Below are 21,646 nucleotides of genomic sequence, written 5' to 3'. Positions count from 1 at the left end.
GCTCAAGGCGTGAGGCCGCTCAAGGCGTGAGGCCACTCAGGGCGTGCGGCCGATCAGGTCGGCGAGCGCGGTCAGTTCGGCGAGATAGTCCCGCACCTCAAGAGGCTTCTTCGTGACCTCCGCCGCATGGGTGTCCGCGCCGGTGAACACGTCCGTGTACCGCCGTCGGCCCGACCCGGTCTCCAGGAACAGCGTGACCGTCGGGCCCGTCGAGGCGCACCACGCGCGGTGCAGGGCGTACGACGGCAGCGCGTAGCCGCTGCCCGCCGCGTACCGGGCCGTCTGGGTGAGCCGCAGCCGCGCCCTGCCCGCCGGTTCCAGGTGCCAGTCGCCCTCCTCGCCCGACAGGGACTCCCGGTACCAGGACGCGGCGATGCCGCCGCCCGCCGCGGGGTCGGCGGGTTCGTAGAGCTCCATGCCGAGCGCGCCCCGCACCACGCAAGAGGCCAGCGGCGAACGGTGGTTGTGGATGTCCTCGCGCGCCCCGGAGCCCGGATGCCACACGTGGGCACGCAGCATGTGCCGGGGGCCGCCGTCGATCAGGAGCAGCTTGTCGAAGCCGAGGACGTGGCGGTACGAGAGGAGCGCGCACCCCGAGGGGTCGCCCGCGCCCTCCGCCAGCTCCCGCACCAGCGGCAACAGCCTTTCCGGGGCGCCCAGTTCGGTGACGACCTCGCGTGCGGCCCGCACGACACCCTCCTCGTCGGGGCCGTCCTGGACGTCGGACGGCCCGTCCAGGGCCCCTTCGAGGAGCCGCCTGGCGCTGTGGACGTGCCGACCACCCAATGCACTCTCCCCCTCGTCCCCGCGCGACCGCGCCGAGCCCCGGGGTTCAAGTACCCGGCTGATACATCCATACGGCATGTGCCCGCAGCGCCGAAAGTCCCTGATAGGTCATCCACATCGGGTAGGCGAGATCGCCCCCGTCCCACGACCAGATCCCGCCGTCCTGCTGGCGCCACACCGAGGCGGCCGCGCCCGAGAGCAGCTCCTGCCAGGCCGCCTCCTGGCCTTCGTCCGCCGCGGTCCGCACGGCGCCCGGTGTGAGCAGTGCCCGCATCACCCAGGCCGCGGCGAAGTGCCGTACGGAGAGCACCTCGTGGCGCGAGGCGTCGACCGGGTGCGGGCGGCGCACCGTGTCGTGGCTGCTCTCCAGGTCCTCGCAGCCGTCGTGCGCGGGACCCGGGCAGGAGAGCAGCCAGCGGACGCCCTCCTCGCGAGCCGCGCGGGCGTTCGAGTCCTCGCCGAAGAGGCGGGCGGCCCGGTCCAGGGCGACCACGGCCTGCGCGGTGTGCACGGACGAGGGCGTGACCGCCCGGCCGCGCAGCGGCGTGAGGCGGGCGCCCCAGCAGCGCCGGTGGTCGCGCGCCGGGTCGGTGACGGCGCCGTCGACGAGGGCGTCCCGCAGGATCGGCAGGGCGGGGGAGTCGGGCGCGGCCCGCAGCAGACCGCGCAGCACCGTGGTGACGACATGGGTCATCTCCACCCCGGCGGGCTCCAGTTCACGGCTGAAGCGCGCGGTGCACCGCTCCGCCTCCGCGGCCAGGCGCTGCGGGTCCGCACCGGCCCGCGCGAGTGCGCCGAGCACCAGCGCGGTCACCTCGGGGCGGCCCACCACGCCCTGGGAGCGCGCGGCCCAGCCGCCCTCGGGAAGGCGCAGCCGCCACAGCGTCTCCACCAGCTCCGAGGTGCGCAACCGGCCGTCGGGCGCGCCGAGTTCGAGGGCGATGTGCAGTCCGTACGCGGTGCCGGTCGCGGTCGGCCGGATCGGCGTCGGCTGTTCGTCGAGGTCGTGCGGCCAGCCGGTGAGCCGGCCGCGCAGCGGGTCGTCGAAGACGGTGAGACGGTCGGCGAGCGTGGCGTACGAGGCGGCGGAGAGGCCGGGCAGCGGGCCGGGCTGACCCGGCTCGGGTGCGGCGGAGCCGCGGGCGGCCGCCGTCCGGGGCCCGCGCGGCGAGGGCACCCCGTCGAGACCGTCGTCGCCCCCGTCACCCGCCCCGTCCCCGTCCTGCTGCCCCTGCCCTTGTCCTTGCCCCTGCCCCGCCGACCTGGCCCGGAGCAGCGCGCCCGCCAGCCAGGCGCAGGCGCCCGTGCCGACGCCGCTGACCACGGCCAGCGAGTAGCGGGCGGCGTCCCCGAACAGGCCTTCGGGCAGCAGGCCCACGAGGGCTTGGAAGACGGCATACGCCACGGCCAGGGGCCCGAGTCTGCCGAGCCACGCCACGATCCGTCCGGGCGGCGGCTCCGGCGGCTCCGGTGGCACGGGGGGCGGCCCGGTGGGGTCTGTGCTTCCGCGCACGTGTGCTGTATGCATGAACTCCACTTACCCATCAGACATGTGTGACGAAAGGGAGTGAGCCCCGTGCCCGGTTCCCCACCGACGTCGGACCTCACCGGCTGGCGCAGGGCCCCGTTCACCGGAGCCGGGTTCACCCATGATGTCTATGAGAAGGGGACAGGTCCGGGGGTCGTCCTGGTTCCCGAAATCCCCGGCGTGCATCCCGGCGTGCTCGCTCTCGGCGACCATCTGGTGGATCAGGGGTTCACCGTCGTGATCCCGTCCCCCTTCGGCGAGCCGGGCCGTCCGGTTTCGGCGCCGTACGCGCTCGGGGTGATGGCCAGGCTCTGCGTCACCGCCGAGTTCCGCGCCTTCGCCACGAACGCGCGCCGCCCCTTCGCGGACTACCTCCGCACCCTCGCCCGCGACCTGGCGTCCCGCACGCCGGGCCCCGGTGTCGGCGTCATCGGCATGTGCTTCACGGGCGGCTTCGCGCTCGCCGCGGCCGTGGACGGCGCCGTCGTCGCCCCGGTGCTCAGCCAGCCCTCCCTCCCGTTCCCGGTGAGCCGCGCCCGTCGGGTCGACCCGGGCCTGTCCCGCGCCGAGTTCGACACGGTCGTGGCCCGCAGCAAGAACGAGGGCCTGTGCGCACTCGGCCTCCGCTTCAGCGGCGACACACTGGTCCCTGACGACCGCTTCGCCACCCTGCGCCGCCACTTCGGCGACGCCTTCGAGGTGATCGAACTGGACTCGGCACCGGGCAACGAGGCGGGCTTCGGCAAGCACGCGCACGCCGTCCTGACCGAGGAGGTCCGCGAGACCCCCGGCCACCCCGCTCTCGCGGCGCGGGAGCGGGTGGTGGGGTTCCTGCGGGAACGGCTCGACCCCGGGCCCGCCGCGTGACGAAGCCCGCTCGGCAGGCGCGCCGGGGGAGTTTCGCGTCGAAGGGGCGCGGTGGGGATCGGCCGGTTCGCGGTTCCGGGGAGTGTGACGGGGCATGGTGTGAGGCGGTGGACGGCCGGTGGGACGACCGGCGCGTCGTGGGCGCCGCGTACTGAGGCTGTTCAGGACGCGTAGCCGAGGCCGGTATCAGGTGCGTCGTCGGAGGGCGCGTTGCCGCCCTGATGGCTGCTTCCGACACTCGGGCCATGGGGTATCTCTGTGGCGCGGAGACGAAGAAGCACACCGCATGCCGACACCGCGTGCGGTCGGCCGGAGTGGTGTGCTGGCAGCACCGCGGTAGGCCCAACTGGGCGCTGTCGTCCCCGGATTCGAGCGCGGCGAGAAGGAGTACGGCGCCCGGCGCGCGGCGGCCCGCCGAAGCGGGCGCGGACGACCGGCTGCCGACCGAACTCGCGCGCTGGTGCGCCGACGCGCTGGCCGACGACCCGGTCGCCGCGATCTCCGCCAGGGCCGCCACGTATGTGACGGACAGGACGTGGCAGGCACTCGTGCGGGAGAGCCGCCGCCGGGGCGGCGGCTGCGATGAGCTCGCGAAGGCGGCGCGGGACATCCTGGAACTCAGGAAGAGCCTGCACGGCGCGATCGGCGGCGGTGTGGCGGGCGCGGTGGACAGGGCGGGCGGAAGCGGCCTGATGGTGGCGTTCGCCCGTGAGCTGGCGAGCCGCCTCGCGCTGCCTTTCGACGCGCAACTGGCCGCCGCCGCACGCGGGTTGCAGCTGGCGGGCATCTGCGTGTGTGTGCTCACGGGCGTGGAGTTGGCCGACTGCGCGTGCTTGCGGGACGTGCTCAGGGTGGAGGGCGAGAAGCAGGTCGAGGCTCTCGTGTCCGGGGCGGTCGAGGACTGGCGGGAGCTTCCCGGGCTCCTGGGGGACGTTCCGTGACGGCGGGCATCACGGAGCCGTGAGCGAGAAGACGCAGCTCAACGACGCGGCCGTCGCGTGGAGTTCGTACGGCGGCAGCACCCCTGGGCCGCACGACTGCGTGCCGATGCCGTGCTGGGCGATGTCCAGGTTGACCCAGAGCGTGTCGCCGGGAGTGAGGTCGGGGCGGTGGGTGGCGGCGTCCAGGTGTTCCGTGGTCCAGGGGCGGGCCGTGAGCCACAGGGCGTGGTCGGTGTCGATGCGCAGGCCGCCCAGTTCCGCCCAGCGGATGTCGGGGCGGGCGCCGTTCTCCTGGGGGCGGACGTAGGGGGTTTGGAAGTCGGCGACGTCCGATTCCCAGATGCCGAGCATGGCGGCAGTGCGGGTGTCGGGGTAGGCCTCGCCGGGGCCGCCGCCGAACCACCTGACCCGGCCGTGCGGGCCGGGGAGGCCGAAGCGGATGCCGAGCCGGGGGAGGGGGACCGGCCATTCGCCCTCCGGTGCCACGGCGAGCTGTAGGAGGAGGCGGGTTCCATCGGACTGCCAGTGGTACGTCGTACGCAGGGCCAGGTCGCTCGCCGCGGGCGCCACCCGGGTGCGTACGGTCAGCGAATCGGCCCCCAACTCCACCGCGTCCAGGCGGTGTTGCATGCGGTCGAGGCCGACCCTGCGCCAGCGCGTCGCGAGCGAGGGCTCGGGGCGCCAGGGCATGCCGTTGTCGTTGTCGGTGGGGGCGCGCCACACGTCGAGGCGCAGGTCGGTGATCTCCCGGGCGCCGAGGGAGAGCAGCGTCCCGGAGCGCGCGTCGAAGACCGCGGGGCCGAGGGTGATCCGGCTGCCGTCCCGTACCGGGGGCGTGCCGCCCGGCGCGGGGAGGGGCGTGCCGGTCTCCACGGGCAGTTGGGCCCACGCCACCACATGGCCGCGCGGTGCCCACGCCGTGTCGTCGGCGAGCACCGCGCGCACCGTCCACTGCGTCTCCGCGTCCTTGCCGCGCGTCGGCGCGGGCGGCAGCTTCACCTCGGCGCTCTCGCCGGGTCCCGTGGCGGGCACGGGCAGCACGCCGTCGGCGACGCTCTCGCCCGCCACCTCGTACGACCAGGTGAAGGCGAGGTGGGAGAGGTCGGCGAAGTCGTACAGGTTGGTGATCCGCAGCGTGCCGTCGCGGCCGTCGCCCTCGATGCGGACCGGCTCGATCACCTTCTTGTACTCGATCAGGCCGGGGGACGGCGTGCGGTCGGGGAAGAGCAGCCCGTCGCAGACGAAGTTCCCGTCGTGGGGCCGCTCGCCGAAGTCGCCGCCGTACGCGTACCCGTACGCCGGATGGGTGAGCCCGTGGTCGATCCACTCCCAGACGAAGCCGCCCTGGAGACGGTCGTACGTCTCGAAGAGGCGCTGGTACTCGCTCAGGCCACCGGGGCCGTTGCCCATCGCGTGCGCGTACTCGCAGAGGACGAAGGGGAGTTGGCGGCGGGGGTCGGGTCCCCCTTCGTCCGTGCCGCGGCCGATCCGCTCGACCTCGGCGTGGTCGGCGTACATCCGCGAGTAGAGGTCGGTGTCCGCGCAGGACCTGTCGCCCTCGTAGTGGATGAGGCGGTCGGGGTCGCGGGCGCGGATCCACTCGGCCATGGCGGTGAGGCCGCGGCCCGTGCCGCATTCGTTGCCGAGCGACCAGACGATCACCGAGGCGTGGTTCTTGTCGCGCTCGACCATGCGGGACGCGCGGTCCAGGAGCGCGGGCGTCCAGCGCTCGTCGTCGGCCGGATTGCCGCGCCACTGCCGCACGGTGAAGCCGTGCGTCTCCAGGTCGCACTCGTCGACGACCCACAGGCCCAGCTCGTCGCAGAGGTCGAGGAAGGCGGGGTGGGGCGGATAGTGGCTGGCGCGGACGGCGTTGATGTGGTGACGCTTCATCAGGAGCAGGTCGGCGCGCATCGTGTCGATGCCCACCGCGCGGCCCGTGTCCGGGTGGAACTCGTGGCGGTTCACGCCCCGGAAGAGGATCCGGCGGCCGTTGACCTTGATGACGCCGTCCTCGACGGCGACCGTGCGGAAGCCGACGCGCAGCGGGATCCGCTCGCCGGGCGTGGCGAGCACCGCGTCGTACAGCCGAGGCGTCTCGGCGGTCCACGGCCGCACCGGCACGGTGACCGTCTCGCCCGTCGCGGCTTCGATGCCCAACTCCGGTACGGTGACGCGCCCTTGGACGTCCGAGTCGACGCGCAACGTGCCGGTCCCCGCGCGATGGTCGTACGAGGCGTGTACGAAGTAGTCACCCGCGCAGCCGGCAGGGCGGTGCAGCAGCGTCACCCCGCGGAAGATGCCGGGCAGCCACCACTGGTCCTGGTCCTCCAGGTACGAGCCGGACGACCACTGGTGGACGCGGACCGCGAGGACGTTGCCCTCCGGGCGCAGCAGGGCGCCGACCGCGAATTCGTGCGGGAGCCGGGAGCCCTTGAACTCGCCGAGCCGCGTGCCGTTCAGCCAGACGCGGGCGCAGGACTCGACGCCGTCGAAGCGGAGCGTCGCGTCGCCGCCGGACGGCCAGTCGGCGGGCAGGTCGAAGGTGCGCAGATGGTCGCCGGTCGGGTTCTCGGTGGGGACGCGCGGTGGGTCGACGGGGAACGGATAGAGCTGGTTGGTGTAGTGCGGTGTGCCGTGGCCCTGCAGCACCCAGTGGCCGGGGACCGCGATCCCCGCCCAGGCGCTGGCGTCGAAGCCGTCGGCCGCGAACGACTCGTCGGCCGTGTCGGCGGTGGGGGAGAGGCGGAAGCGCCAGGTGCCGTCGAGGGGGAGGCTGGGGGCGTCCGACGCCGCGTACCACGCGCGGGGCGGGAGGCTGCCGGAACCGGGGGACACGTCCTCGTGGTGGGGAAGCTCCATGCGTTCCATCAGACCGCGCCCGGGCACCGCGTCACAATTGTTTCGGACCGGGAGTCGTTGGACTCTTCGGTCCTGGCTTGGACAGGTGGACCGGGCTCGGACAGGCGAGGGGGCGGCTGCGGAAACAGCACCCGGATGCGCCGACGCTGACGGAATTCGTCGAACCATGGCTTCTGGTACGCGATATCGGTAACTTGTGGCCGTGTGAACCAACGATCTCAGCAGTCGCCGCTGCCCGCCGAGCTGCCCGTCACCGACCGCACCCGGCACCGCCGCCTGCGCGACCAGGGCAGGCTGGCGCGTACGGACCTCGAAGCGATACTCGACGCGGGCTTCGTCTGCCACCTCGGTGTCGTCGTCGAGGGACACCCGATGGTCGTCCCCACCGTCTACGGCCACGACGGCGCCGACCTCTTCCTGCACGGCTCCGTCGCCAGCCGCAGCCTGGCCGCCGACCCCGAGGCGGCCGTCTGCGTCACCGTCACCCACGTCGACGGGCTCGTCCTGGCCCGCTCCGTGTTCGAGCACGGCGTGAACTACCGCAGCGCGATGATCCACGGAGTGCCGCGCCGGGTGACGGACCCCGAGGAGAAGCTGCGCGGACTTCGGCTGCTCACCGAGCACGCGACGCCGGGACAGTGGGACTACGCCCGCCGCCCCAGCCGCAAGGAGCTCGCCGCGACGACCCTGCTCGCGCTCTCCCTCGCGGAGGCGTCGGTGAAGACCGCCGTCGGGCCGCCGGACGACGGCGATGGCCCGGACGCGGAGCTCGGCGTCTGGGCGGGCAACCTGCCGCTCACCGCCACCTGGGGCGCGCCCGTACCCGACCCGCTGCTGCCCGCCGGGATCGCGCCGCCGCCGCACATCGCGGGGCGGAGCGGGACCCAGCAGGGATGACAACGACGGGTTCGTAACCGGTCGGACTCAGGGCAGCTTTGGCGCCGCGCAGCCGTGTGCCGAGGCCGAGCGCCGCGCGAACTCCTTCAATGCGGCGCGTTCGTACGCCAGGTCGGCCGCCGACGTCTTCGGCCCCAGGAGCTTGCCGTCCTTGCCGTACTCGTTCCCGTCCGAGGCGTCGCTCGGCCGCACCGTGAACAGCGCGGGCCCGCCGCCGTCCTCGCATGCGGCGCTCGCCCAGTGACCGCCGCCCGCGAGGTGTCCCGCGGGGGCGTCGCCGGGCACGGGATCCTCGGAGTAACGGCCGTGGCGCGCCTGCTGGCCGACCCGCGCGTCCTGGGCGAACGGCCCGTAGTACGCGACGAGTTGGTAGCGCCGCGCCTCGTCGGTGGAGTCGGCGAAGCCCGCGGCGGCGGGCATGCCGGTCCCGTCGCCCCCGAGCACGCACACCTCGACCGGGCCGCCGGACCGCGCGTCCTCCCACGCCCGCGACACCCGGGAGCCCCGTGCGGGAAGGCCGCGGCAGGTCCCCGACACGTCGGCGAGCGCCACGTCCTCGTCGGCGTTCACCGGGAGCGCCACCGTGCGCAGAGGCTCGCCGAGCGCGGCGTCGCAGCCCCACTTCCGCGAAGCCTTGGCGGCCGTCGCGGTGGCGATGCGCGCATAGGTGGTGCGCCGCCGCGGGTCGTCGAGGGTGACGTCCTCCTCGTGCACGTCGACCGTGACGAGCAGGCCGCCGCGGTCGCGGGCGCAGTCGAGGAGCACCGACGTGGTCGCCGATTCGTCGCCGGACCGGTGGTCGAAGCCCTCGTCGGTGGAGAAGACGCCCCGCCAGCCGCTGCCGAGCGCGGCGGGCGGCAGTCCGTCCGTCTGGAGCGGGGGCAACAGCTCGTAGTCGCGCGGGCGTTCGGACACGCGGTCCGCCGCGGTGTCGGCCGCCTTCCGCTCCGGCACGCTCCGCACGGTGACCGCGACGGAGGCGTCGTGCGTCGGATGGCCCGCGCCGTGCTCCTCGTCGCGCTGGACGGCGCAGGACACCTGCCGGATCCCGCTCTTGCCGCCTTCCTCGGCCTGTTCCGTGTCGCTCGGCCCGGACCGGCCGGGCCCCTTCTCGAAGGGCCCTTCGCCGAGGACGGCCCGTATCTCGTCCGACGGCAGCACGCCCCCGCACGCCTCGTCGAGCACCTGCCGCGCCACGCGGCGCTCGTGCGGGCCGCCCCACCAGTAGTAGCCGCCCCCGATCAGCGCGAGCGCGACCAGCGCCCCGCAGGACGAGAGCACGATGCGCCCCGCCTTCGTCTCCCACGTCAGTCGCGCCACGACGCCACCTCTCCCATGACCTTCGTGTCCCGGCAGTGCGAGCGGCGCGGCCAGCCGTCGGGCGCCGCCAGATAGCGGTCGAGCACGGCGCGCGCCCGCGCCGAGATCCGCCGCAGGTCCTTCGGTTCGAGGACGGCCTTGCCTTCGTCGATCCCGAGGTCGAAGTCGATCTCGGGCGTCACCGTCACGCGGTGGTAGGTGGCGCCCGCGTCGCACCGTGAGCGCGCCCACAGGGCGAGTTGCGGATCGTTGCCGGACTCCTCGATGGTCATGGGCTTGTCGTGCGCGCTTCCCTTGCCGGGTCCGGGGACGTCGCCGCTGTCCTGATGGCTGTCGTACGCCCCGTTCGCGAGGACGCCCGACCAGCTCGCCGCGTCCGCCGCCCTGATGCCGAGGTGGCGGGGCGAGCCCATGGTGTCGTCCCACCGGCCGCCGCACGCACCCGTGCGCCTGCTGTACGTCTTGGCGTTCCCGCCGAAGGACCAGCGGCCCGGTGAGAGGCGCAGCGCCTTGGGGTTGAACCAGTCGCAGACCTCCGACGCCCCGGTCCGGTCGCGGCCGGGCTCCGTGGACAGCGGCTCGCCTCCGCAACTCTGCTTCTTCGTCACCCAGTTGGCGACACGCGCCGCCGTGCGGGAGGCGAGGAGCCGCTCCGGCTTCGGTACGTCGTACTCGCCTTCGCGCGAGGGCAGGTCCACCGTGACGAGCAGGTCCCGCGACGGGCGGACCCGGCCGGTCAGGCCCTTCGGGCAGTCCGCGAGGACGGTGGCCGTCACCGTGCTGCCGCCGAACCGGTCACTGGTGGACACGGAGCCCAACGCGCTCTCAGGCAGCGGCAGTTCGAAGCCTCCGTCGGCCGTGAGCGGGTCGGTGCGGCCCAGCGCGGCCTCGGCCCGCACCCGCGTCCGCGCGTCGGGCTCCCAGCCCGCGCCGCGCTCGCCCCACGACAGCGTGCAGTCCAGCAGGGCGCGGCTCTCCTGCCGGGGCCCGCCCGCGCCCGAAGCGCGCAGCATGGTGCCGTGTTCGTCGAGGTCGCCGCGCTCGTCGTCCGGCATGAAGGAGCGCAGCTCGTCGGGGAGCAGGCCCGCGCAGGCCCGAGTGAACTGGCCCTCGTTGGCGGCCCGGATCTCGTCGCGCTCCCGGTCCGCGGCGACGGCGAACCACGTCACCGAGGACGCCGCCACCACGACCACCAGACCGCTCACCACCAGCCAGGTCCTCTTCCGCGCCGCACGCAGCGCACCCATCCCGGGCATGGCGTTCCCTTCCCCCGTAGGCGCAGCAAGATCAGAAAGACGCTATCAACCGGCGGGAATCCGCCTGCGACGCAGGGCGCCGTGTGGGTTGTCGGCCGCCGGGGCGTCTGCTTGACTCCGGCCGCCGGGACGGCACTTCGTCGGTGGAGGACGCCATGGAGATCACGCGCAGACGCCTGTTGTCCGCTCTCTCGGCCGCGGGGCTCCTCGCGGTGGTGCCCGCGGCGCCCGCGGGTGCCGCGGCCGCCGCCGGTGACACCGCGCGGCTGCTCGCCAACACCGTGGCCCTCTTCGCCGGGACCGAGGCGTCCAACGCGCGCCCCGAGACCGCCGCCAAGCTCGCCGCCGTCGAGAAGACCGCGCGCGCCAACCTCAAGGCGATGGACGACGCGGGCGAAGGCGAGCTCTTCGCCGGTCTGGTGCTCGGCACCGACGAGGCCAACCTGAACACCGCCTATCGCCGTCTGTACGAGACGGCCCTGGTCACCCGCACCCCCGGCGCCCCCGCCGACCTGTACGGCGACGCGGCCGTGCAGCGCCGCGTGATCGACGCTCTGGTCTGGTTGCACGAGCGGTACTACGGGGACCAGTCCAAGGGCTACTACGGCAACTGGTTCCACTGGGAGATCGGGATATCCCAGCACATCAGCCGGACCCTCGTGCTGCTCGCCGACCAAGTCCGGGCGCAGCGCCCCGAGTTGATCGCCACCTACCTCGCCTCCATGGACGCCTACCTGCGCAACGGCAAGAACGGCGACGTCGACCTCGACTCCCGCTTCCACACCGGCGCCAACCTCGCGGACATCACCACCAACCGCATCCTGCAAGGCGCCGTCATGGCCGAGGGCGGCGACGCGCGCATCGGCAAGGCCCTCACCGACCAGCTGACGGTCTTCGTCACCGTCGACCCCTACGACCTCAGACACGGGGTCACGGACGGCCACTACGCCGACGGCTCCTTCATCCAGCACGGCTCCGTCGCCTACACGGGCTCGTACGGAAAGGGTCTGCTCACCCGCGTCGTGCAGACGCTCCTGATCCTGGCGGGCACCGGCTACGCGCACGGCGAGGAGCTCGTGCCGACCGTGTACGGCTGGGTGCGCGACGGGTTCGCGCCGCTGATCTTCGAGGGCTGGATGATGGAGATCGTGAAGGGCCGCGCGGTGGCGCGCACGGACTCCGGCTACACCGATGTCGCGGTGGTCGTCGAGGCCGTCGTCGACCTCTCCTCGCTCGCGTCGGGCGCCGCTGCCACCGCCCTGAAGAGCTACGTCAAGCACATCGGGGCCACCTCGCGCACCCCTCTCGACCCGTCCCGCTTCGTCTCGCCGCTCAGCATCGTGCGCCACGCCGACATCGCCGCCGACGCCTCCGTGCCGCCCGCCGACCTCAACCCCGCGGCCCGCAGTGTCGCGTTCAACGCCATGGACAAGACGGTGCACCGCAGGCCCGGTTACGCGTTCGCGCTCGCGCGCAGCTCCGACCGGATCAGCAAGTACGAGTACATGAACGGCGAGAACCTCCTGCCGTGGTTCCAGGGCGAAGGCGCGCACTACCTCTATCTCGCGGGCCAGGACCAGACCCAGGCGTACGGCGTCGACTACTTCACCACCGTCTCGCCCTACGGCCTCGCGGGCGTCACCGCGCCGGTCGAACAGCGCCGCACCGTACCGGAGTTGTACGGCAAGCCGTACTACGACAACCCCGGGCACCCGCTCCACTTCACCTCGTCGTCCGAGTCGCAGAACACCTACGTCTACTTCCCGCGCGGCACCAACGGCTGGTCCGGCGGCGCCGTCCTCGGGGCGTACGGCGCGGCGGGCCTGGTGCAGTCCAGCGACGTGGCGTACCGGGACCGGGAGATCCTGCCCGCCGACTTCGTGGTGTACCGGGGCGCGACGGCCACGAAGTCGTGGTTCCTGCTCGACGACGAGATCGTGGTGCTCGCGGCGGACGTCGGCGACGCGGCGGGGCGCGCCGTCACCACGGCCGTCGACGCCCGGATCGCGGCCCCCGACGACCGGATCACGCTCACCGGGGCGCGCCGCGGCGGACGCCCCTGGACGGGGCCCGGCACCGCCGCCCTGCGCTGGCTGCGCTACGTCAACGCCACGCGGCACACCGCCGTCGGCTACGTCTTCCTCGACACCCCGCCCGTGCGGGTCGCCCTCGACCGGGTCACCCGCAGCCGCCGCGTCGTCCGCACCGCGAACCCGGACACGGCCGTCACCCGCGCAGTACTCGGCGTCACGGTGGACGGGCCCGCCGGGGCCGAACCGGCCAGCCTGGCCTACGCGTTGGTGCCGAACGCGACCGAGGAACAACTGCGCGCCCACCGCCACGGGCGGCCGCTGGCAGTCCTCTCCAACACGGCGCGCCTGCAAGCCGTCACCCACCGGGGCCTCGGCCTGACGGCCGCCAACAGCTTCACGCGGGGGCGCCACGAGACCGGGGACCTGCGCGTGGAGGGCCCCGCCTCGGTCCTCGTGCGCCGCGAAGGCCGAGGCGGGGCGCGCGGCACGACGACCGTCGCCGTATCCGACCCGACCATGGCCCGTGACACGGTCACGCTGCTGCTTCGCGGCCGGACGCTGCGCACCGTCGCCGCCGACCCCGGGATCCGGGTGACCCCGGCACGCGGCGGCACCCGCATCGAGGTCGACACCCACCACGCGTACGGCAGGAGCTTCACGGTGACGCTGCGCGGCTAGACCCTCGTCAGCGCCGCCCCAGTACTCACCGCCGCCCCAGTACTCACCGCCGCCCCAGTACGTCGAGCAACGCCCGGAGCACGGCGAGGCGGTGGGCGCGCACGCCGGTGCCGACGGCCGTCGGGGAGAGCGCCCTGCGGGTGGCGTGGGCGGCGAGCGCGCACAGGACGAGCCGGACCGCGGCGTGGGCGACGGCGGCGCAGACGAGTACCGGCAGGAGCACGGTGAAGGGCATCGGCGGTCACACCTCACTGAGGGACGGGACGGGTGGTGGCATCCCGGTATACAGCGGGTCCTGTGTGTCTCCCAGGCGCGCGGGTGCGCGCAATTCCGGGAAGGGGTTGGGGAGTTCGGGGGCACCGGGGGAGGGCCGTTGCGCATGCCCGGCATGCTGTCCATCCGGCTGGCACCCGTTCCGGACGGGCGTGTGCAGGATGGCCGGTGAACCCCGCTGTTCCTAGCCTCGGGCCATGATCTTTCGTCGTTTGTGGTTACCGGTCACGCTGCTGGCGCTGGCCTCGTCGACCCTGCCGACCGTCGCCGCCGCCTCGACCGCGCCGCGTCCGTCCGGCACGGACCGGGCCGTGCAGCGGGACGCCGACGCGCTGCGGGACACCGGGGTCACCGGCGTGGCGGTCCGCCTGGACACCCCGAGCGGGACGGTCACGGCCCGCTCCGGAGTGGGGGACCTGGTCACCCGCCGCCCGGTCCCGAAGGACGGGTACCTGCGCCTGGGCAGCACCACCAAGACGTTCGTCGCCACCGTCGTGCTGCAACTGGTGGGCGAGAAGCGGGTCTCCCTCGACCAGACGGTGGAGGAGCTGCTGCCCGGGGTCGTGTCCGGCGCCGGGAACGACGGCAGGACCATCACCCTCCGCGACCTGCTGCGGCACACCAGCGGCCTGTCCGACTACATCTACGACGTCTTCCCCGACCCCGGCGCCCGGACCTACTTCGCCGACCGGTGGCGTTCCTACCGGCCCGAACAGCTGGTGGACCTGGCCATGCGCCACAAACCCGCCTTCCCGGCGGGCACCGACTGGGCGTACTCCAACACGAATTACGTGCTGGCCGGAATGATCATCAAGAAGGTCACGGGGCGCACCTGGGAACAGCAGGTCCACGACCGCGTCCTGCGTCCGCTCCGCCTGCGGCACACCGACACCCCCGGCACCTGGCCCTTCCTGCCGGGCCCGCACGCGGCCGACCACCAGCAGTTCACCCCGGATGGGCCGATGGTCGACACCACGATCCCCTACCGCCCCTTCGACAGCGGGGCCGACGGCTCGATGACCGGCACGGCCCGCGACCTCAACCGCTTCTTCGCGGCACTGGCGAGCGGCAAGCTCCTGAAGCCCGCCGAACTCGCCGCCATGCGGAGCACCGTGCCGGTGTCGCCGAACAGCGGCCACCCGGCGGGTACCCGGGACGGCCTCGGCCTGTTCTCCACACCCCTGTCCTGCGGCGGCGAGTACCTCGGGCACGGCGGCAGCGGCTTCGGCTACGTCATCAGGGCGGCGACGAGCACGGACGGCCGACGCACCGTCTCCGTCTCGGCGCACAGCCGCGCCGGGGACCCGGTGACCGCGGCCCGCCAGGAGGACGCCCTGCGCGACCTCATCGACCACGCCCTGTGCCGCACCGCCTGAACGTGCCCGGGCGCGCCGTCGCGGAGCAGGTTGGTGGGATCGCGCGCGCCCGCGCACCTGGCGTACCCGCGACCGGGGTCCCAGCATGTCGGGATGGACGCAACCGCAACTCCGGCCCCGACCAGGGCCCATGAGCCGCACCCCCGCAAGCGCCAGCTGCCCTTCCCCTATGACCAGGACCTGTCCCAGGTGCTCCGCCACCTCAACCGGCGTACGGCGGCGGGCCGTCGAAGGCTCGCCAACGACCCGCACACCGCCGCCTACCTCGCCGCGGGAATGCGCCTGGTCGAGCAGCACCTGGGTCCCGGCGCGGCCCGCGCCGCCACCGTGCGGGGCCGCCACCGGGTCGAGCGCGCCGTGCTCGGCTTCCTATCGCAGCGCGCGGTGGCCGCCGAAGTCGCCAACAACCCGGGGGTCTTCCCCCGGCGCGGTGTCGTCTCGACGCTCCGTACGCAGTGGCGCACCCAGTCCGACTACGTCGCCGACCTCATCAACTTCGCGATGTGGCCGGTGAACTACCGTCCCGGGTACGTCGAGCAGCGCGCCGTCAACACCGAACGCCTGGTGGGCGGCGACGACTTCGTGCGGACGGTCCACGAGACGGCGTACCGGCACACCGCGGAGGGTGCGAGGACGCCGTCCGTGCGGCTCAGCCTCGCCCTGATGGCGGTCGCCGACGGTGACGACACGGTCCAGCGGGCCCTCGCGGACACCTACCGGGGCTACCTCTCCTCCTGGAAGGAGCTCTACGCCGACGTCATCGAGGCCAGGAACCTGCGGCTGCGGCCCGGGCTCACCCTCGACGACCTCGCGAACGCGCTGTCCGCCGCCACGGACGGCATCATCCTGCGCTCGATCGGCGACCCGGGCTCCGGCGTCCTCGACCACGACCGGTGCCGCTCCCTGATGGGTACGGTCTCGCTCGCGCTGATCAACGGGTTCCTCGAACCCGCGGACGCCACGGACGGGCGCACGCTGGAACAGGCCGTCCAGGCCCGGATGGGGACCCGGCCCGACGGGGCGGGCTGAACCCGCCCCGCCGACAGGGGCGGGCGTCGGGCGTCAGGCCTCCTCGATGGCGATGGCCGACACCGGGCACGCCCGCACGGCCTCGTGCACCATCGGGTCGTCCGCGCCGTCCTCGCGGCCAGGCAGGACCTCGCTGAGGCCGTCGTCGTCCTGGGTGAAGACCCCGGGAGCGGTGAGCGCGCACATGCCCGCGCCGACACAGCGGTCCTTCTCTACGTGGATCGTCATGCTCATCTCCTACCACGCCACCGGGAGTTCGATCATTCCCTGGAGCGTGTCGCCCGGTTTGAAGGGGATCTCGTCGGCGGGCACGGCGAGGCGGAGGTCCGGGAGCCGGTCGAAGAGGCTCCGCAACGCGATCTCCAGCTCGGCCCGCGCGAGGTTCTGGCCCAGGCACTGGTGGATGCCGAAGCCGAAGGCGAGGTGGTGGCGGTTGGTGCGGTGCCAGTCCAGCTCCTGCGGCGTCTCGAAGGCCTCGGTGTCGCGGTTGATGAGCGATGTGGAGAAGATGACGCCGTCGTCGGCGCGGATGGTGCTGCCCTCGACCTCGATGTCCTCCTTCGCCAACCGCAGCACGCTGTCCGCGATGGACAGGAAGCGCAGCAGTTCCTCGACGGCGGCGGGCATCAGGGGCGGCTCGGCGTGCAGTCCGGCGCGCAGCTCCGCGAGCCGCTCGGGGTGACTGAGCAGCGTGAACGTACCGAGCGAGATCATGTTCGCGGTGGTCTCGTGGCCCGCGATCAGCAGGATCAGGGCGAGGTCGACCAGTTCCTCGGTGTGCGGCTCGCCCGACTCCCGCTGCCGGGCGATCAGTTCGTCGAGCAGCCCGTCGCCCGGCTCGCGCCGCTTGGTCTCGATCAGCGCGTGGAAGTACGCGTCCAGTTGGTCGCGGGCGTGCTGGGTGTCGTCGGAGGTGGGCCCGCGCAGCAGGCGGCTCGATTGCTCCTCGAAGAAGACGTGGTCCTCGTAGGGCACCCCGAGCAGGGAGCAGATGACCATGGAGGGCACGGGCAGCGCGAACGCGTTCACCAGCTCGGCGGGCGAGCCCTTCTCGACCATGTCGTCGAGGAGCCGGTCGACGGTCTCCTGGATGCGCGGCCGCAGCCCGTTGACGCGCTTGACGGAGAAGCTGGGGATCAGCATGCGCCGCTGTGCGTTGTGCAGCGGGTCGTCGACGCCGAGCAGGGCGACGCGCTTGGTGCGTACGCGGGCGACGCGCTCGGTGAGCGTGGGGAAGGCCCGGCTCTCGCGGTCGGAGGAGAGCCGGGGGTCGGCGAGCAGCGCGCGGGCGGCCGAGTGGCCCGTGACGAACCAGACGGACCGGCCGTCGAAGAGGCTGACCTTGGAGAGCGGGCGGTCGTCGAGGAGCGGCTCGTACGCGGTCGGCGGGTGATAGGGGCAGGTGCGGTCCTGCGGGAAAGCGACTGATTCCGTCATGGATGTACCTCGCAAGCGAAGAGTCCCTTATCTGCCTTCATTGGATGCCCGGGGCATCTATTCGGTACACGGCAAGACCGGCCAGATCACCCGCACGGGACATCTGGCCGGAATCGCGCCCTCCGCTCAACCGGGGGGCGTCCGTCCGCCCGGCTCCGAGGTGCCCGCCACGCCCGCGGCGCCCGGCCCGTCATGTGGTAGCACCGCAGCCATGAAGGACAAGCCCGCGGCGCGCTCCGGCTATCACCACGGCTCACTGCCGACGGCCCTCGTCGCCGCCGCGCCGTTCCGTCATTTCGCCGACCGCCAGGCGCTGTTGACGGCACTCGCCGAACGGATTCTGGCCGACTACGAAGCGTGGCGGATCGCCGCCGTCGAGCACTCCGAAGGCCCCGCGATGCGCGCTTTCGGCCTCGGTTTCGTGCGCCCATCGAGACGGCGTTCACCGGGCTCGTTCTCGCGGACCAGCGCGCGGGCGAGTTGCGCGCGGAGGATCCGGCGGTGGTGGGTCTGGCCGGGCAGGCCCTTGTCCACGGACTCTCCCAGATGATTGTCGACGGCTATCTGCCGCCGGAAAGCGCCGATCGGCTGGACGAACAGGTGCTGGACTCCTTCGGCCTCGGTGTCGCCAACTCCGCTCGCCACCAGGCACCTTGACGCCGGGCTTCACCACAGCGGGAGCCGAGGGGGACGTCGCGGTCCTGCTCATCGGGATGCGCATCAACCACTTCTGGGCCGTGCACCACAAGGCCTGGCAGCTCGCCAACCGCAAGATCCGCGAAGGGAGGACCCGCGGCCACGTGGGCCTGTGGCACGGGACGTACATCGCCCTCAAGGGGTCGTACGAATCGATCTACTTCGACATGCCGCCCACCGGGCTCGCCGCGGCCCACGGGACCCTGCCGCTCGAGCGCCGCGGCCGCCGCGCGGCCGAACGCTTCGCGCACCGCTCCGCGTGACCCTCTGCGCCGTAGCCCCGGCCCCGCGCACCCTCTAGGGTTCCCCCATGCGGTCCATGCGCGGATGGGGGCTTGGGTGGACGCGGGAACGGTAGGGCTGCGCATCGCGTCGTCGGTCATGGTGCCGCTGGTCAAGCAACTGCTGCTGCCGCCGCCGAAGGGTCCAGGCGCGGAGTTCGGGGAGCGGCCCGTGCGGATCGGGCGGCTGCTGTCCTTCACCGGCGACCGGCGCACCCTCGGCGAGGCCGATCTCTACCAATTGGCACGGGAGTTGGTGCGCAGAGCCGTGCGCGCCGCCGGACCGCACGACCCGCCCATCGCCCCCGACGAGCAGAACGCCGTCGGCTACGCGCTCGGCCACACCCTGCGCGCGCTCGGCGACCTCGACATGGACGACGTACAGGCCTACGACCTCGGCCCCGAGAAGCTCGCCGCCGCCCTGGTGCGGGCCAGCGCCCCCGAGACCCGCGCCCTGCTCAGCGACGACGCGGCGCGGCTGCACGACCGGCTGCTCGTCACCGCCTGCCTGCACCTGGTGCACCAGTTCAGCCTCCGCCCCGGCTTCGCGGGCCGCACCCAGGTCGAGGTGCTCCAGCGGCTGAGCCGCCAGCAGGAGCGCCTCGAACTCCTCCTGGAACGGCTGCCGTCCACCCCCACGCAGGACACGGACTTCGAGCACGGATACGCCGACTACATCGTCGGCCAGCACAGCAGCCTGACCATCTACGGCGTCGACCTGCACGACCCGCAGAGCCACGCCTGGCCCCTCGAGACCGCCTACCTGAGCCTGGAGGCCGTGCCCGCCCGCGACCCCGTCGAACCCGTCCCGGGCCCCGGCAACGGCGACGCGGACGGGCGCGGCGCCGACCCCGACCTCGACTCCGAGCGCGCCGCGCGCCCCGTCGAGACCGTGCTCGCCGGACACGACCGCGTCCTGCTGCGCGGCGTCGCGGGCATCGGCAAGACCACGCTCGTGCAGTGGCTCGCCCTGACCACGGCACGACAGGACCGGGTGCCGGGACACCTGCCGCAGCTCCTCGGCCGGGTCCCGTTCGTCCTGCCGCTGCGCACCCTGGCTCGCGACGACGCCGAACTCCCCATGCCCGAAGGGTTCTTGCGCTGGACGGGCTGCCCGCTGGTGGGCACCGAGCCCGACGGCTGGGCCGTGCGCGTCCTGTCGGCCGGGCGCGGCGTGCTCCTGATCGACGGCGTCGACGAGATCCCGGAGGCCGAAAGGGCCCGCACACGCGCCTGGCTCACCAAACTGCGCACCACCTTCCCCGGCAACCTGTGGCTCGTCACCACCCGCCCCTCCGCACTGCCCAGGGACTGGCTGGGCGGCGAGGGCTTCCAGGAGTACACCCTCACGCCCATGCGCTCCGGCCACGTGCGGAGCTTCATCGGGCGCTGGCACGAGGCGGCGGGCGCGGGCGACGAACTCGCGGGGGCCCTGCTGCGCTCGCTGCGCGCCAGCCCCGAACTGAGCCGCCTCGCCACCAACCCGCTGCTGTGCGCGCTGATCTGCGCCCTGCACCGCGAGCGCCGCGGCTTCCTGCCACAAGGACGCGTCGCGCTGTACGAGGCGGCCCTCTCGATGCTCCTGGAGCGCCGCGACAGGGAACGCGACCTGTACGGACGCCGGGCCCCGAAGCTGGACCAGAAGTCCGCGACCGAACCCCTCAAACGCCTCGCCTACTGGCTGATCCGCAACGAACGCACCCGGCTGAAGCGACAGGACGCCGTCGACCTCATCGAGCGGCTGCGGCCCTCCGTCCCGCAGCTCGCGGGCGCGGGAACCGCCGAGGACGTGCTGCGGCTGCTCCTGGACCGCTCCGGGCTCCTGCGCGAACCCGCCGACGACGCCGTGGACTTCATCCACCGCACCTTCCAGGACTTCCTCGGCGCGAAGGCCGCCCTGGAGGAGCACGACATCGGCGCGCTCGTCTCGCACGCGCACCTGGACCAGTGGGAGGACGTGCTGCAGATGGCCGTCGCCCAGGCCAGGCCGGACGAGCGCGCCGAACTCCTGACCCGCCTCACCGGACGCGCCGACCGCGAGCGGGACAGCGCCGTGCGGGCCCGCCTGCGGCTGCTCGCGCTCGCCTCCCTCGACCAGGCCACCCGCCTGGACCCGGCCGTCCGCGAGAGCGTCGAGGAGCGCGCCGCCCAGCTCCTGCCGCCCCGCAGCCTGCGCGAGGCCCGCGCCCTCGCCGAGACCGGCACCCTGCTGCTCGGCCTGCTGCCCGCCGCCGACACCCTCGAAGGCGACGCCGAGGTGACCACCGCCCACGCGATCTGCCGCATCGGCGGCGACGCGGCACTGGCCCGCCTCCGCGAGTTCCTCACCACCCGGCAGTCCGGCGTCCGCGCCCAACTCCTGTCCCACTGGGACCGGTTCGACACCGACGCGTACGCCGAGGAGATCATCCAGCCGCTGCTCGCCGCGGGCGCCGACGAGGCCGTCACCGTGCGCTCGGCGGCCGAGCTGAAGGCGCTGAGCACCCTGCCGAGTCTCGAACGGGTCGTACTGCAGGGCGACTTCACCCAGGAGGAGATCCTCGGCGCCCTCGACGCGGGACGCCTGCGCGAGCTGCGCCTGCGCGGCAACATGCGCCTGACCGGCCTCGGCTTCCTCACCGCCTTCGGCTCCCTCGAAGCGCTCACGCTGCAGGGCTGCCGGTCCGTCAGCGACACCGCGCCGCTGACCGGACTGCCCGGACTGCGCCGCCTCACCCTCGCCGAACTGCCCCAACTGGAGCCCCTGGCACGGCTCTCGGCGTGCCCGCGACTCGACTCGTTGATCCTGGGCGCCGAGGTGCCCTGGCGCGGCCTGCGCGACCTGCCGCGCCCCGGTGAGCTGCGGCTGCTCGCCCTGCCGCCGGACGCCGTCGAACTCGCCGACGTGACCCGCCTGGTGAACCTGCGCGAGCTGCGGCTGCACAACGCCAGCGACCGACTGCGCCCCGACGACTGGGACGCCAAGCTCGCCGAACTGGCGGAGCTGCGGGCGCTGCGCCTCTCGAACGAACAGCTCAGCCTGATGCTGTTCCCGCCGGGCACCCCCATCCCGCGGCTGACCCGCCTGGAGGTGCGGTCCCGCCCCGGCACCGCCGTCTCCCTGAAGCGGATCGCCAGGCGCCTGCCGGGACTTGAGGAGGTCCACCTGTCGCAGTTCGACACCGTCGAGCTCGGACACCTCCGGGGCATCACGGGCCTGCGCCGCGTACAGCTCGACTATCCGGGCGAGGTGGTCGACGCCGACAAACTGCCCCCCGGCGCGGAACTCGTCGTGCGCCCGCGAACCTGACGCCGAAACCGGCTCCATACCGCGGGGATATGCCCAACCGCCTGCCCCGAACGCTCTGGCCAGTGGATAGTGAATGGAGTAACTTCACTGGCCCTTG

Annotated in this window: 17 protein-coding genes; 9 read left to right on the top strand and 8 right to left on the bottom strand. The window is 73.3% G+C overall.

Annotated features, from left to right (window positions below):
• Positions 1 to 36: 36 nt before the first annotated feature.
• The gene (locus tag CP970_RS09125) at positions 37 to 786 is read right to left on the bottom strand and encodes a hypothetical protein (protein ID WP_055554781.1); all 750 of its coding nucleotides are present in this window, start codon (positions 784 to 786) and stop codon (positions 37 to 39) included.
• Positions 787 to 832: 46 nt separating this feature from the next.
• Positions 833 to 2,299, bottom strand: a complete 1,467-nt coding sequence (locus CP970_RS44850) for a hypothetical protein (protein WP_224058333.1) — start codon at positions 2,297 to 2,299, stop codon at positions 833 to 835.
• Between the two features lie 63 nt (positions 2,300 to 2,362).
• Here CP970_RS44850 and CP970_RS09115 point away from each other — a divergent pair, with 63 nt between their 5' ends.
• Positions 2,363 to 3,181, top strand: a complete 819-nt coding sequence (locus CP970_RS09115; protein WP_150493164.1) for a dienelactone hydrolase family protein — start codon at positions 2,363 to 2,365, stop codon at positions 3,179 to 3,181.
• 245 nt (positions 3,182 to 3,426) lie between these two features.
• Complete coding sequence (locus tag CP970_RS09110) at positions 3,427 to 4,122, top strand: hypothetical protein (RefSeq protein WP_150493162.1); 696 nt, start codon at positions 3,427 to 3,429, stop codon at positions 4,120 to 4,122.
• 9 nt (positions 4,123 to 4,131) lie between these two features.
• Here the strand turns inward: CP970_RS09110 and CP970_RS09105 are convergent, their stop codons facing one another.
• Positions 4,132 to 6,984, bottom strand: a complete 2,853-nt coding sequence (locus tag CP970_RS09105; protein ID WP_055549037.1) for a glycoside hydrolase family 2 TIM barrel-domain containing protein — start codon at positions 6,982 to 6,984, stop codon at positions 4,132 to 4,134.
• Between the two features lie 204 nt (positions 6,985 to 7,188).
• Here CP970_RS09105 and CP970_RS09100 point away from each other — a divergent pair, with 204 nt between their 5' ends.
• Positions 7,189 to 7,881 (top strand): pyridoxamine 5'-phosphate oxidase family protein, encoded by a 693-nt coding sequence (locus tag CP970_RS09100; RefSeq protein ID WP_224058331.1) that lies wholly within the window; start codon positions 7,189 to 7,191, stop codon positions 7,879 to 7,881.
• 27 nt (positions 7,882 to 7,908) lie between these two features.
• Here the strand turns inward: CP970_RS09100 and CP970_RS09095 are convergent, their stop codons facing one another.
• Complete coding sequence (locus tag CP970_RS09095) at positions 7,909 to 9,201, bottom strand: hypothetical protein (RefSeq protein ID WP_055549035.1); 1,293 nt, start codon at positions 9,199 to 9,201, stop codon at positions 7,909 to 7,911.
• Positions 9,189 to 10,457, bottom strand: a complete 1,269-nt coding sequence (locus CP970_RS09090; RefSeq protein WP_150493160.1) for a hypothetical protein — start codon at positions 10,455 to 10,457, stop codon at positions 9,189 to 9,191. Before CP970_RS09090 ends, CP970_RS09095 begins: the two co-directional genes overlap by 13 nt.
• A gap of 155 nt (positions 10,458 to 10,612) precedes the next feature.
• Between CP970_RS09090 and CP970_RS09085 the strand changes: the two genes are divergently transcribed.
• Positions 10,613 to 13,168: a polysaccharide lyase family 8 super-sandwich domain-containing protein gene (locus tag CP970_RS09085; RefSeq protein ID WP_055549030.1), complete on the top strand. Its 2,556-nt coding sequence runs from the start codon at positions 10,613 to 10,615 to the stop codon at positions 13,166 to 13,168.
• A gap of 43 nt (positions 13,169 to 13,211) precedes the next feature.
• Here the strand turns inward: CP970_RS09085 and CP970_RS09080 are convergent, their stop codons facing one another.
• Complete coding sequence (locus CP970_RS09080) at positions 13,212 to 13,403, bottom strand: hypothetical protein (protein ID WP_055549028.1); 192 nt, start codon at positions 13,401 to 13,403, stop codon at positions 13,212 to 13,214.
• 235 nt (positions 13,404 to 13,638) lie between these two features.
• On the opposite strand from CP970_RS09080, the gene CP970_RS09075 reads away from it, so the two are divergent.
• Both CP970_RS09075 and CP970_RS09070 read left to right on the top strand, forming a co-directional pair.
• Positions 13,639 to 14,817: a serine hydrolase domain-containing protein gene (locus tag CP970_RS09075; protein WP_191094892.1), complete on the top strand. Its 1,179-nt coding sequence runs from the start codon at positions 13,639 to 13,641 to the stop codon at positions 14,815 to 14,817.
• A 93-nt stretch (positions 14,818 to 14,910) separates the two neighbouring features.
• The gene (locus CP970_RS09070; RefSeq protein WP_150493158.1) at positions 14,911 to 15,846 is read left to right on the top strand and encodes a TetR family transcriptional regulator C-terminal domain-containing protein; all 936 of its coding nucleotides are present in this window, start codon (positions 14,911 to 14,913) and stop codon (positions 15,844 to 15,846) included.
• A 33-nt stretch (positions 15,847 to 15,879) separates the two neighbouring features.
• Here the strand turns inward: CP970_RS09070 and CP970_RS09065 are convergent, their stop codons facing one another.
• On the bottom strand, positions 15,880 to 16,074 hold the full coding sequence (locus tag CP970_RS09065) for a ferredoxin (protein ID WP_055549041.1): 195 nt from the start codon (positions 16,072 to 16,074) through the stop codon (positions 15,880 to 15,882).
• 9 nt (positions 16,075 to 16,083) lie between these two features.
• The gene (locus CP970_RS09060; RefSeq protein WP_055549024.1) at positions 16,084 to 17,283 is read right to left on the bottom strand and encodes a cytochrome P450; all 1,200 of its coding nucleotides are present in this window, start codon (positions 17,281 to 17,283) and stop codon (positions 16,084 to 16,086) included.
• Positions 17,284 to 17,494: 211 nt separating this feature from the next.
• Between CP970_RS09060 and CP970_RS44125 the strand changes: the two genes are divergently transcribed.
• The 3 genes from CP970_RS44125 to CP970_RS09045 all read left to right on the top strand — a co-directional run bounded on the left by CP970_RS44125 (position 17,495) and on the right by CP970_RS09045 (position 21,549).
• Positions 17,495 to 17,833 (top strand): hypothetical protein, encoded by a 339-nt coding sequence (locus CP970_RS44125; protein ID WP_191094891.1) that lies wholly within the window; start codon positions 17,495 to 17,497, stop codon positions 17,831 to 17,833.
• A gap of 163 nt (positions 17,834 to 17,996) precedes the next feature.
• Positions 17,997 to 18,242, top strand: a complete 246-nt coding sequence (locus CP970_RS09050) for a monooxygenase family protein (RefSeq protein ID WP_079043621.1) — start codon at positions 17,997 to 17,999, stop codon at positions 18,240 to 18,242.
• A gap of 76 nt (positions 18,243 to 18,318) precedes the next feature.
• Entirely contained in the window at positions 18,319 to 21,549 is a 3,231-nt protein-coding gene (locus CP970_RS09045; RefSeq protein ID WP_055549018.1) for an NACHT domain-containing protein, read from the top strand.
• Positions 21,550 to 21,646 lie beyond the last annotated feature (97 nt).

The organism is Streptomyces kanamyceticus, from assembly GCF_008704495.1.
Taxonomy (GTDB): Bacteria; Actinomycetota; Actinomycetes; order Streptomycetales; family Streptomycetaceae; genus Streptomyces; species Streptomyces kanamyceticus.
Note: the sequence above shows the minus strand (reverse complement) of the source record. Positions and strands in the feature narration are given on the sequence as shown.

Excerpts from the sequence above, each read along its gene's own strand:
- CP970_RS09110 (WP_150493162.1), top strand. The coding sequence starts at position 3,427 with ATGGGGTATCTCTGTGGCGCGGAGACGAAGAAGCACACCGCATGCCGA.
- CP970_RS09105 (WP_055549037.1), bottom strand. The coding sequence starts at position 6,984 with ATGGAGCTTCCCCACCACGAGGACGTGTCCCCCGGTTCCGGCAGCCTC.
- CP970_RS09090 (WP_150493160.1), bottom strand. The coding sequence starts at position 10,457 with ATGCCCGGGATGGGTGCGCTGCGTGCGGCGCGGAAGAGGACCTGGCTG.
- CP970_RS09085 (WP_055549030.1), top strand. The coding sequence starts at position 10,613 with ATGGAGATCACGCGCAGACGCCTGTTGTCCGCTCTCTCGGCCGCGGGG.
- CP970_RS09080 (WP_055549028.1), bottom strand. The coding sequence starts at position 13,403 with ATGCCCTTCACCGTGCTCCTGCCGGTACTCGTCTGCGCCGCCGTCGCC.
- CP970_RS09075 (WP_191094892.1), top strand. The coding sequence starts at position 13,639 with ATGATCTTTCGTCGTTTGTGGTTACCGGTCACGCTGCTGGCGCTGGCC.
- CP970_RS09070 (WP_150493158.1), top strand. The coding sequence starts at position 14,911 with ATGGACGCAACCGCAACTCCGGCCCCGACCAGGGCCCATGAGCCGCAC.
- CP970_RS09065 (WP_055549041.1), bottom strand. The coding sequence starts at position 16,074 with ATGACGATCCACGTAGAGAAGGACCGCTGTGTCGGCGCGGGCATGTGC.
- CP970_RS09060 (WP_055549024.1), bottom strand. The coding sequence starts at position 17,283 with ATGACGGAATCAGTCGCTTTCCCGCAGGACCGCACCTGCCCCTATCAC.
- CP970_RS44125 (WP_191094891.1), top strand. The coding sequence starts at position 17,495 with ATGAAGGACAAGCCCGCGGCGCGCTCCGGCTATCACCACGGCTCACTG.
- CP970_RS09050 (WP_079043621.1), top strand. The coding sequence starts at position 17,997 with ATGCGCATCAACCACTTCTGGGCCGTGCACCACAAGGCCTGGCAGCTC.